This window comes from Acinetobacter entericus (assembly GCF_026168575.1).
Classification (GTDB): Bacteria; Pseudomonadota; Gammaproteobacteria; order Pseudomonadales; family Moraxellaceae; genus Acinetobacter; species Acinetobacter bouvetii.
Genome location: NZ_JAPEQW010000047.1, coordinates 1 through 11,687, shown reverse-complemented (window position 1 = coordinate 11,687; position 11,687 = coordinate 1). Strand labels below are relative to the sequence as shown.

Sequence of the window (11,687 nt, the reverse complement as noted above, 5' to 3'; positions counted from 1 at the left end):
CAGTCTAAAATTAACTTTTCCCCAAAAGCGAATGATCGTTATTTTGATAGTCTCAATTTAATGATAGAAGCTGCTGTGTCTGGGTTAGGAATTGCGATAGCACCTCAAATTTTAGTAGAAAAAGAAATATTAAATGGAAGGGTCATTGCCCCTTTTGGTTTTATCTATTGTGACTATAATTTTTATGCAATGGTCAGAAAAAATAACGAAAATCCTGATGTTATGAATATCATTGATTGGTTAATAGCTGAGAAAAAAAGGGAAAGAGAAATTTAATCCTTGATCACCAAAATTCTATTCAATGTACTGTCTTTAGTATCTATCTTCACATTCTGTTCACTTTAGCCTCTCTAAAGTGCGGAGATAAACTGTGAAGATGGACAGTGAATATGAATCAAGTCAAAACGTTAATGGCAATTGCCTTATCCTTACCAGTGCTTTTCCTGTCAGGATGTAAAAGTGTTCCTCGTTATTCCTCTGATTATGCAAATGCCAGAGCGAGTATTCAGGGAATACCCTTAGATGATGCAAAAGCACTAGAAATCGGTACCCGCTTCACTTCGGCATTTAATACCTTGGGCACACCTAAATTCGTTGAAAATGCTGGAGCACTGTATGCAGATCAGCTTTTTATTAACGATACTCTGTCGCAATTTTCATCACGTCAAAATCTACTCCAACATTTTCAAGGGATGAACAAGCGTGTCAGTAACGTGAATGTCAAACTATTAAATACCTCCTATTACCAAGACTCTGCCTATGTGCATTGGCATATGGTCTATGACTTTAAAATGTTTGGCACGATTCGAACTATGGATTCTTTTGGAATCAGTGAAATAAAGGTCAACCCAAACCATCAGATTATTTTCCAGCAAGATTTCTGGGACCCGGCGAATGGTCTGTACCGTTCCCTACCTTATGTCGGAGGGACCTATTCATGGCTACTGCCTTTCAAAAAATAGCCATCAGTACCACGTTACTGATGGGATGTAGCTTCAGTCCATGGGTGCAGGCGCAAAGCTTGAATCAATGTGGCAATGGCCCGCTGATGGTGGGCCAAAAACAGGTCGGTATGGCCAGTTATTTTGCCCAAAACTGTAGCCAATCCTGGAAAGAGCAGACGATCCAGATGGACTTTTCCTATACACAGAATATTCCTGAATGGGCATTTAAGCGTGCAGCTACACATCTGCTCAAGCGTAATGTTAAAGACCCCAACATCCAGGCCATTTTCAATCCGATCAGCGATTTGTATCGTCCGGTCAGATCAGGTGATCTGTACCGCTTGAAATACAGCCATGCCACGCAAACCCTGAGTTTATCCCTCAACCGGAAAAATTTAGGGCAGCTGCAGCATCCGCTGGCCCAGCAATATTTTAATATATGGCTTGGTCCCCAGCCATTTAGTGCTAAATTAAAACAGCAATTATTAAATTAGTATCCGCGACTATGTCCAAACATTTTATCCTCATGGTTGAAGACCATTATGAACTGGCCTCTACCTTATGCGAGTTTCTGGAAGAGCATGATTTTGTGGTGGATCATGCCCGCAATCTGAATGCTGCGCGCCAGCTACTGAAACAGCAACGCTATCATATCTTGCTGTTGGATATTAACTTGCCAGACGGTTCCGGTTATGAACTGTGTGAATGGCTGCGTCATGAAGAAGGTCTGGACCTGCCAGTGCTGATGCTGACCGCTCGGGATACCTTGGACGACAAACTCAAAGGCTTCAATTCCGGCACGGATGATTATCTGGTTAAGCCGTTTGACTTTAACGAGCTAGTGGTGCGGGTCAAAGCTCTGATCAAGCGTTTGCTGGGTGAAGTGTCCAGTAGCCGTCTGCAAATTCACGACCTGATTTTGGACCCGGCAAGACAGCAGCTGACCCGGGCTGGGCAGAGCATTGAACTGCCTCCGATTCAGTTTAAATTGTTAAAATTGTTGATGCGTCATTCGCCTAAAGTCCTGACCAAACAGGAAATCATGATGGAACTCTGGGGTGATGAAGAGCCGGAAAGTGATGCCCTGCGTAGTCACATCTACAATCTGCGTAAAATGGTCGACAAGCCTTTTGAGCAAAAACTGATTCATACCATATCTGGTGTCGGTTTAAAGATTGCTTTAGAAACCTAATCTTTTTAGGCAGACAGAGATCTAGTTTAAATACACTACCACGATTAAGCCGGTCGTCATCTCCAGATCAACATCCTGATGGGTGCTGAGATAATACTGCCGGTCAAACAGCTCGACCCGCCAGCCCAGCTGCTTGCACAACTTCTGTACCAGTTGCAGACCAATCCCGTGCCCTTTGATTTCCAGTTGCAGCTGCTGTCCAGATAGCTCCTGGACTTTGGCATTATTTGGCAAAGGAATACCGACTCCATTGTCAGCAATCAGTACTTTATTTTTTTGCAGAATCACATCAATTTCTGTGCCTTGTGAATAGTTCAGCGCATTACGCAGAATATTGCCAAACACCATTTTGGTCATTGACGGATACAGTTTACGTGGCTGTTCATCGAGGTCTTTTTGCAGGTCGATCTGCATGCCTTTGTTGTGGCTGACACTGTCCAGATCCTGTACCAGATTCTCCAGACATTCTGACAGCATAGTGGACTCGGCTGTCAGGGTGTTGGTGGTATTTCGGGCGATGGCCAGTAAGGTATCGACCAGCAGCTGCATGTCTTCAATAGTGTTGTGCAGGCGGGTAAAGGATTTGTTGTTACCATAGCGTGCCTGACACAATTGCACATTGCCTTTTAAAATCGTCAATGGGGTGCGCAGTTCATGACTGACATCACCGGTAAACTCACGTTCACGCTGAATAAACGCACTCAAGACCTGATGGTATTTTTCTAATGCCTGCTTCAGGTATTCAGCTTCCAGATTGGAATCAGTGCGAATGTCCTGAAAAGGTGAAGCCTGATTTTTCTGATGTTCCCAGTCGATATGTTCCAGCGCATTGGCCAACCGGGTAATCGGAGAAAAATAACGCCGGGCACGACGGTTCCACCACCACAATACGCTGTACAGCACGAACAGACTGACCATCAGTGGTGCCAGACCAAACAGCCAGACCAGTTTGTTGACGTTACTTTCGCCAAAGACCAGTAGCACATGCTGCCGGTTTTTTTCACCGTAGACGGTCATGCGCTCTTTACCATCGACAAAATGCCGATTGACGCCCTGCTCGAACTGCATGTGCTGAAACTGCACAGGAGGAGTATCATACCAGCGATAACCATACAGGTTTTTGGTATCCGGCAGTTCGGCGGCCGGATTGCGTTCCAGCCGCTGCCAGTAGTGTGACATTTCCTGTTCCAAGGCGGTGCGCAGCAAAAAGCCTTTAATCACCCAGGCACTACAGGCAATACCAATCACCACCGACAAGGCAATGAATCCGATTTGCAGCCAGTAGTAGCGGTTAAACACCTCACCCAGAGGATGATCGCGTTTTTCCCTAAACAGCTTTAACATTGATCAATTCCCCGCTGGCCCATCCGATGTGCCCTTCAATTATACGGCTTTCTTTTTAAACAGAAAGTGGCCGATCACCCATTCACGTCCATGGTCATAACCAAACAGTTCGGCACAGGCCATGAAGAAAATCCGCCAACGCTGCCACCAGATGGCTGCATCTGCGCCATAGGTCTGTTCAAATAGGGGCTGCAGCTCGGCCTGCTTTTGATCCATATTCTCCAGCCAGGCATTTGCGGTACGTTGATATTGGGTACCGGCCCATTGCCAGTGCTGTTCCAGCTGCAAATGCTGCTGGAAATGCAGGAAGGTTGAAGCTGCCGGCATCAGACCGCCACTAAAGAAATATTTCGACATCCAGTCAAATTCATTTTTGACTTCAAATGGATAATGCAGGAAACGGTGACAGAAAATATGGCACCAGAGCAAGCCATCGTCTTTCAGCCAGCTGCTGATATTTTCAAACAGTTTCTGGTAGTTGCGGACATGCTCAAACATTTCCACCGAAACCACACGGTCAAAATTAGCCGGTTCCAGTTGTAGTACATTGACATCACAGGTGACCACTGTCAGGTTATCCAGTTTTTTCAGACTGGCCTGTTCCTGAATATACTGGCGCTGGGTTAAGGAGTTCGACACTACGGTAATCCGGGCGTTAGGATAATGCTCGGCCATATACAGACTGAGTGAGCCCCAGCCACAGCCAATTTCCAGAATATCCTGTCCATCTTGTAGTTGCGCACGCTGGCAATAGCTGGCCAGTGCGGCTTCTTCCGCCTGATCCAGTGTGGTATGGTCATGTTCAAACAGGCTGGCGCTGTATTTCAGCCGCTTGCCTAGCACCGCCTGAAAAAATGCGGTGGGCAGTTCATAGTGCTGTTCATTGGCTTTGTCGGTCTCGATGGCAATCTCGCTGTTTTTCAGCATATGCAGCACATCCATATAACGCTGTGCCGCCAGTGCCGGGTCAAAGCGCCCTTCTTGTGCCAGACGTTTTTTGCTTAAAGTGCGAATGCCTGCGCGAATCACGGCATCGGGCAATTTACCCTTTTCAACCAGTTTTAAAGATTGTTGAATCATAAAGTCCATGTATTTACCTACTCTTTGGGTGGCCACGGAATAAATATTGAAGTTCGTCGTTGATAAGCTTTGTAATTTTCGCCGCGATGGGCCAGTGCCTGTTGTTCACTAAACGGAATACCGGTGATGTAGTACAGAAACAGCCACATCAGCAGCGGATAAACCCATAATCCATACACACCTGCAGCCAGACCAAGAATCGGATAGGCAAACCAGTGCAACCATTCAAAAAAATAATTCGGATGACGTGAGTATTTCCACAAGCCCCGATCTAGGGTTTTGCCCTTGTTCTGTGGATCCAGCTTGAAGCGGTAGAGCTGCTGGTCGGCAGTACTCTCCCCGATCAGCGCCAGCAGCATGATTATGCCAGCCACCAGTACGGTATAGGGTGTCCAGTCATTCCACTGCTGGATTGGAATATTGAGCAACTCCAGCATCGGGTAGGAAAACAGTGCCACCAGCCCAGCCTGAAACATAAAAAAGGCCAGAAAACCGAGATGCTGATAATCTCCCATGGCTCGGCGCATATTGGCATAGCGGGTATCTTCTGCAGTTTCACTGGCATAACGGCGCAGTAGATGCCAGGTCAGGCGTAAAAACCAGATGCCGCTAAACACGCCCAGAAATACCCGAACTAGCAGCGGTGCAGTTTCCATCACCCAGGCTGCGATAATGACGTTGAGTGCAATACTAAAGCTCCAGGCGACATCGACCAGTCCGGCACGCTGGTTATAGGTCACCAGCAGCCAGCTACAGAACATGATAAAGACATTTAGAACCAGTAAATTCAGCAGCATGTCAGCCCTCCTGTTTTATCTCGGCTTAATAAGCACTCGCTTCGAACAGCAGATGCACATCACTGATTACGCCTTCGCGGAAGCCACCTTCGCAATAACACAAATAAAAATCCCACATGCGGATAAAGCGCTCATCAAAGCCAAGCGCCCGTACCTGATCACGCTGCTCCAGAAAACGCTGACGCCAGCAGTTTAAGGTTTGGGCATAGCTCAGACCGATATCTTCCAGATGCTTGAGACGCAGTTTTTGTTCGGACGCGGCCTGGGTCATGACGCTGATACAGGGAATAAAACTGCCCGGGAAAATATAGCGCTTGATGTAGTCCACAGTATTCAGGGCTTTGGCATAGCGTGCATCTTCAATGGTGATGGCCTGAATCAGGGCCAGACCGTTCGGTTTCAGCAGCTCACGGCATTTGCGGAAATAGGTCGGCAAATACTGTTCACCTACGGCCTCGATCATTTCAATCGACACCAGCTTGTCGTATTTGCCTTCCAGTAGTCGGTAATCTTTCAGCTGGACAGTGACGCGATGTGATAGTCCGGCTGCAGCGACCCGGGCCACTGCTTCATCATACTGTGCCTTGGAAATGGTGATAGTGGTGACTTTACAGCCATACTGCTGCGCGGCATAAATGGCAAAACCGCCCCAGCCACTGCCAATTTCGACTAAATGATCCATCGGTTTCAGCTTGAGTTTCTGGCAGATCAGCTCTTTTTTATAATCCGAAGCCTGTTCCAGACTCATACCCGGCTCTTTAAAGACCGCACTGGAATACATCATACTGCTATCCAGGAACAGCTTGAAAAAGTCATTGCTCAGGTTGTAATGCTCGGCAATATTTTTGCGGCTGCCATCAATCGAATTCTTGCGCGATTTGTACCAGGCCTTTAGCAGCAACTGGCTGGCCTTGGCCACTGCATTCTGATTCATCCGGTCCAGTACATCGCGGTTACGTGCCAGAATGCGGATCACATCCACCAGATCTTCACTGCTCCAGTAACCGCGGATAAAACCTTCTGCCGCACCGAGCACACCATTACGGAACAACAGTTCCATCAGACGGGTATCATGCACCTGAATCACGGCCTGCAGATCACTGTTTTCGCCGACTGTCCCGTTCCAGACGCCTTTAAAAATCAGCTGACCATGCCGCAATTTCAGCAAATGACGCAATATCACTGGCAGTGTGCTTTGCTCTCCCATTAACAGTGTTTTCATCGCAATGTGTTTCCTTTTTCTTTTTTAGGATGTCGGTAAAACGGAATTTTCTTTTTCCATAAACGCCAGGCATGTAGATAAATTCCGCTGACCATCCTGAAGGGTTCAAGAACTTTCAACACAGCATAACGGTGCTGCTGTGAAGGAACTGTGATGGCTTGCAGTGAAAATTGCATGGTGGCATCAAATTGCAATATCCCCTGCTGAAACAACTGCATATGAATCACATTGTTTTGATCGGAGAAGCTGAAGCGCCAGCGGTAATCCAGTGCCATCGGCATGAATGGCGACACATGAAAGGCCTTCTTGAAGTCAAACTGGTGACTCTGGTACGGCGCATATTCAGTTGCATTGTGCCGGCAGTCGTGGATATAGACCTGACGTTCATTCCAAGGGGTATTGGTAATTTCACTCAGTACAAAGATCAGTTGGTCGGTGGCATCAAAGACCAGATAAAACACCACAGAATTAAAGCGAAAGCCGAGGGTGCGTGGCAAAGCCAGGACCCGGATGGAAGCGGCATGCGGTAATAGGTAGTTTTCCCGCTTGATCAGCAGGCGTGCGACCTTTTGCCGAATCGAGCCACATTCCATAGTAAGAAAGTCACGCTCATCTAAGGTCAGTAAATTCCAGTGCTTGGAAGACCAGAGCCAGGTTTTTTGGGTAAAACTTGAGAGTTGATCCGGATCAAACCATAGATAGGTCAGCTGAGTCTCAAAAGCATGGGCTTTAGGCAAATAACGGCGATGTCGAATTTCGGCAGCGGCGATCGCCAGTGGATACATCTGCATCATGCGCTCCTAGCTGCCTGCTCGGTCTGCTGCAATAGCTGATCGACTACCCATGCAGCGCTACGTGCCCCATCTTCGTGAAAGCCCCAGCCCCAGTAGGCGCCACAGTATGAGGTGCGGTTCTGGGCATTGACTTCGCTCCAGCGTTGTTGAGCTTCAATGGCTGGCACATCAAATACCGGATGACGATAATGCCGTTCGACCCAGACTTTTTTAGGATCCAGGGTAAAATTAGGATTCAGGGTGGCAAGGACCTGGGTTTTGCATTGCAGGTTCTGCAGCTGGTTCATCCAGTAACTGAAGCCATAGTGCATACCGCTGTGCTGGAATGGCGTCTGTTCAGTGGCCTGACTCGGGGTTACATGCACATGCCAGCTGGCCCATTGGCGTCTGGATTTTGGCATGATGCGGGTATCAGAATGCACCACCATGCGGTTATCCTGATAGCGGAACTTGCCGAGCACATCCAGCTCCTGCGCGGACGGGTCTTTCAGTAACTTCAGGCTATCGTCAGCATGGCTGGCAAATACGACCCAGTCAAAACGTTCGCTGCCCTGTGTCGTTTCAACCAGCACATCATTGGCACTCCGCGAGACATGGAGAACACCCGTTTTGCGGAAGCTAATATTGGCCTGGGACTGAATCGCACGAACGTAGCGAGCCGATCCACCCTTGACCGTAAGCCATAACGGCCGGTCTTTCAGTTGCAACATGCGATGGTGCTGGAAAAAGCTCACCACAAATTTATAGGGAATCTGTCCGGCTTGCTCCACCGGACAGGACCACAGCGCCCCACACATCGGATAGAGATGTTCCTGACGGAAGGCTTCGGAATAGCCATGCTGATTCAGATACTCATCAATACTGAGTTGTGCATCAACCTGCTCGACATCCAGATCTCTATTGGCGGCATAGAAACGGAACAGATCCGACAACATCGCGCGAAAATCAGCATTCAGAAAATTTTGTGGGCGGAAAAGCAGGGAGAATTTTTTTGAAGGATTGTACTGTAAGCCGCTGACCTGATTATTCACCGAAAAGCCCATGTCACTGCTTTGCGATTGGATCCCGAGTTCTTTTAGCATCGCGCAAAACAGCGGATAGTTATGCTCGTTAAACACAATAAAGCCACTGTCCACTGCAATCTGTTCGCCATCTATATTGAGCTGATGAGTATCGGTATGGCCGCCAAAGTAATTATTTTTTTCAAACAGCGTGACCTCATGCACTTTGCTGAGTTTCCAGGCGGCATACAAACCGGAAATACCTGAACCAATAATCGCAATTTTCATGGTGATTCCTTCGATTGAATTTTGTGAGTGCCTGCCGTAGCGGCTTTTTTCTGTTTTCGAGCTTGGCTAATTTTACTGGCTTCATAGACCCGTGCTGGAATTGGCTTGAGTCCCCAGACCAGCCCGAGCAAGGCCATGAGTTTCAGCAGGTAATAGGTCACATCAATCTGCCACCAGTAAAAGCCCTGTCGGGTGCTACCAGCATAGTAGTGATGGTTGTTATGCCAGCCTTCGCCCAAGGTAATGATGGACAGGAATAAGTTGTTACGGCTGTGGTCATCCGTGTCAAAATCCCGGCTGCCGTAATGATGCGCCAGTGAATTGATACACAAGGTGGCATGGATCAGTAACACGGTAGAGATTACAAAGCCCCAGACCAGCAATTGCAGGCCGGACGTTCCAAGTTGCGGCCAGGTGATGGCCAGCCATTCGCCTAGTGCATAAATCCCGCCCGCAGTCAGCAGCACCACAATCAAACTGAAACGGTCCAGCCAGATCAGTTCCGGATATTTCAGCCAGTCCTTGATCACTTCTTTACGCGTGGCAAAATTATATTCATTTAAAAACCAGCCGACGTGGCTGTACCAAAAACCATGTGTGGAAGAATGTGGGTCTTGTAGTGTATCGGTATAGCGGTGGTGATAACGGTGATGCGCCGCCCACCAGAGAGGGCCACGCTGTGCACTCATGGTGCCCAGTAATACAAACAGGAACTGTACCGGGCGCGAGGTCTGAAAAGTTTTATGGGACAGATAGCGATGGAAAAAAGCGGTGATGGAAAACATACGGATCAGGTAGAACGCCAACATAAAGCCCAGCGCAAACCATGACACCCCCACCCAGAACACGGCAAGACAGGCCAGATGCAACAGAATAAAGGGCAAAATCCGGAGCCACTGAATCTGGCTGTTTTCAGCGGTCAGCGTTTCAGGCGATGTGTGTATGGACCAGCTGTCTATCCATCGCATCAGGCTTTTCAACATGGACTCATCCTACTTTTAAGCGGTTGTCTTTATTCTATTTGATGAGTCTAATCAGTCAGATATGAATTTTATGTGAAGTGAAATAAAAAAAACCGAACTGTAGAGAGACTAAGCAGTTCGGCAAAAGGGTAACAGATTAATGCGGCAATTTGATCAGTTTTGTCACGTCATAACCATAATGTTTTGCAGTCTCCAGATAGGACTGATAGGTGGCCTCATCCAGTTGCGGTTCGCGCGATAAAATCCACAGATATTTATTACTCGGTCCACCTACCAGTGCTACTTTATATTCCGGATCTACGTGTAATACCCAGTAATCACCTTTGCTAAATGGTATCCATCTTAAACCTGTAGGCAAAAAGCTGACCTTCAGTTTGCTGTTCCCCTGATTTTGCGAATACGCAACACCTTCAGAGCTAATTATTTCGCCATTGGCAATTCGGCAGCTATTCAATACCCCGATAGTTTGATCGGCATTGACACTATATTGTGCCGTGATATTGGCTATACATTTACGCTGAAAATACATCGGTAAATGCGCAATTTCATACCATTTACCAGCATACTTCTGGATATCTACCCGATCAACTGCCTGAGGCGCAGCAGTTTCTGCTTGAGTCGTTGTACTTAAGCTGATGATAGACAGTGCTATCGCTGCAAAAGCAGACTTAAATCGCATCTTCATTTTTTAGCCTTGTTGGGTCTCAGGATTAAGATAACCCAGTTAGATGTGAACAAAGCGTGAAGATCAAATGATACGATTCAGTTTTTCCAGATCAGGAAATGCCACCTGAATATTCACTATCTAGGGCGTTATTGCAGCTTATTTGAGAGACCCAAACAGAATTACTTTTTCAAAGCCATTCTTTGCTGTCATCTGCAACAGGTGTTCCATGCATCACATGCTGAATCATGGCATAGGCGATACTGCCCTTGAACGGAATCTCGGGTAACTGATCAAATTTGAAAAATTGCGCATCGCTGAGTTCATTTTCTTGAATCTGAATTTCCCCTCCGTGATATTCTGCCTTGAAGGCCATCATCAGATTGCTAGGAAACGGCCACGGCTGACTGGCTAGATATTGAATATTTTTGATTTGCAGCCCCACTTCTTCCAGCGTTTCACGGCGCACTGCCTCTTCTAGGGTTTCTCCAACTTCAACAAATCCAGCAATCAGGCTGTACATCTGGGTTTTATTGCGGGCATTTTTCGCCAGCAGAATTTCATCTGTACCCCGGGTGATGATGGTAATCACGCAAGGATTCACCCGCGGATACTGGTTATAGCCACAGGATGGACAGACCATGGCATACTGGCTGGCGTGCTGCTGGGTAGCATGGCCGCATTTACTGCAAAAGCGGTGATTACGGCGCCATTCCAGTAACTGTACCGCACGGCTGGCCTGTTCAAACTGCGGCCTGCTCCAGACCTGTACCAGTTGCCGGATCGGGACCAGTTGATAACCTTCGGGCACCAGTTCATCTTCTTTTAGATCGCGTACAATGACCTGGCCATTTTCCGACAGGTTCAGGTCGTGCTGCAGTCTTTCCACCTGCGGCAACTGGAAATGATCATCCACCAGCAATTGCTGCTGTCTAAAAATATACGCTTTTGAATGCATGCTCATGACAATCCCCGGATTAAAAAAAATCCCATACAGAGGGGTGTATGGGACAAAACTAAGGAAGCTTACATGGAGTAACTTCATGGAACATACTAGGCGCACGCTGCCTGAATTACAACCATAATAATTTTTATCTTTTTGATTAAAATCACATAATTTTCACACCAATTATGCCTTCAGGAATAATGCGAAGCGAGTTTCATCAACTGGCTGTAGCATTATAGAGATGAACAGTCTGTTATTGTAGCAATTATGATTTCTGTGCAATGTCAGCAGATCATCTGGTCGAGCTGAATTGACTGAACATGCGGGCTGATCTTTATTTTCACAAAAAATTGAACTAGCTGGCTTTACACTAGGCTATCTTTCATCGGGTCTGGAATGGCTATGCGTTTCGGTTTAATTCTGGGTGACCAG

General features: G+C 47.2%; 13 protein-coding genes. 4 read left to right on the top strand and 9 right to left on the bottom strand.

Annotation, left to right across the window (positions count from 1 at the left end):
* The 4 genes from OKC24_RS18375 to OKC24_RS18360 form a co-directional block, all read left to right on the top strand.
* The coding region (locus OKC24_RS18375; RefSeq protein WP_265466159.1) for a LysR substrate-binding domain-containing protein at positions 1 to 276 on the top strand (276 nt) is incomplete at its 5' end.
* A gap of 113 nt (positions 277 to 389) precedes the next feature.
* A complete protein-coding gene (locus OKC24_RS18370; RefSeq protein ID WP_265466158.1) occupies positions 390 to 962 on the top strand; it encodes a nuclear transport factor 2 family protein in 573 nt (190 codons plus the stop codon).
* Entirely contained in the window at positions 938 to 1,438 is a 501-nt protein-coding gene (locus tag OKC24_RS18365; RefSeq protein ID WP_265466157.1) for a chalcone isomerase family protein, read from the top strand. The genes OKC24_RS18370 and OKC24_RS18365 overlap by 25 nt, the downstream gene beginning before the upstream one ends.
* 11 nt (positions 1,439 to 1,449) lie before the next feature.
* Complete coding sequence (locus tag OKC24_RS18360; protein WP_265466156.1) at positions 1,450 to 2,136, top strand: response regulator transcription factor; 687 nt, start codon at positions 1,450 to 1,452, stop codon at positions 2,134 to 2,136.
* A 21-nt stretch (positions 2,137 to 2,157) separates the two neighbouring features.
* Here the strand turns inward: OKC24_RS18360 and OKC24_RS18355 are convergent, their stop codons facing one another.
* The 9 genes from OKC24_RS18355 to nudC all read right to left on the bottom strand — a co-directional run bounded on the left by OKC24_RS18355 (position 2,158) and on the right by nudC (position 11,273).
* Positions 2,158 to 3,480, bottom strand: a complete 1,323-nt coding sequence (locus tag OKC24_RS18355) for a sensor histidine kinase (protein ID WP_265466155.1) — start codon at positions 3,478 to 3,480, stop codon at positions 2,158 to 2,160.
* A 39-nt stretch (positions 3,481 to 3,519) separates the two neighbouring features.
* Entirely contained in the window at positions 3,520 to 4,569 is a 1,050-nt protein-coding gene (locus tag OKC24_RS18350; RefSeq protein WP_265466154.1) for an SAM-dependent methyltransferase, read from the bottom strand.
* A gap of 8 nt (positions 4,570 to 4,577) precedes the next feature.
* Positions 4,578 to 5,357, bottom strand: a complete 780-nt coding sequence (locus tag OKC24_RS18345) for a DUF1295 domain-containing protein (protein WP_265466153.1) — start codon at positions 5,355 to 5,357, stop codon at positions 4,578 to 4,580.
* 25 nt (positions 5,358 to 5,382) lie between these two features.
* Positions 5,383 to 6,579: an SAM-dependent methyltransferase gene (locus OKC24_RS18340; RefSeq protein ID WP_265466152.1), complete on the bottom strand. Its 1,197-nt coding sequence runs from the start codon at positions 6,577 to 6,579 to the stop codon at positions 5,383 to 5,385.
* Complete coding sequence (locus OKC24_RS18335; protein ID WP_265466151.1) at positions 6,576 to 7,370, bottom strand: DUF1365 domain-containing protein; 795 nt, start codon at positions 7,368 to 7,370, stop codon at positions 6,576 to 6,578. Before OKC24_RS18335 ends, OKC24_RS18340 begins: the two co-directional genes overlap by 4 nt.
* Positions 7,370 to 8,662: an NAD(P)/FAD-dependent oxidoreductase gene (locus OKC24_RS18330; RefSeq protein WP_265466150.1), complete on the bottom strand. Its 1,293-nt coding sequence runs from the start codon at positions 8,660 to 8,662 to the stop codon at positions 7,370 to 7,372. Before OKC24_RS18330 ends, OKC24_RS18335 begins: the two co-directional genes overlap by 1 nt.
* Complete coding sequence (locus OKC24_RS18325; protein WP_265466149.1) at positions 8,659 to 9,645, bottom strand: acyl-CoA desaturase; 987 nt, start codon at positions 9,643 to 9,645, stop codon at positions 8,659 to 8,661. The genes OKC24_RS18330 and OKC24_RS18325 overlap by 4 nt, the downstream gene beginning before the upstream one ends.
* Positions 9,646 to 9,781: 136 nt before the next feature.
* Positions 9,782 to 10,330, bottom strand: a complete 549-nt coding sequence (locus tag OKC24_RS18320) for a lipocalin family protein (protein WP_265466148.1) — start codon at positions 10,328 to 10,330, stop codon at positions 9,782 to 9,784.
* Between the two features lie 169 nt (positions 10,331 to 10,499).
* The gene (gene nudC, locus OKC24_RS18315; protein WP_265466147.1) at positions 10,500 to 11,273 is read right to left on the bottom strand and encodes an NAD(+) diphosphatase; all 774 of its coding nucleotides are present in this window, start codon (positions 11,271 to 11,273) and stop codon (positions 10,500 to 10,502) included.
* Positions 11,274 to 11,687: the final 414 nt, after the last annotated feature.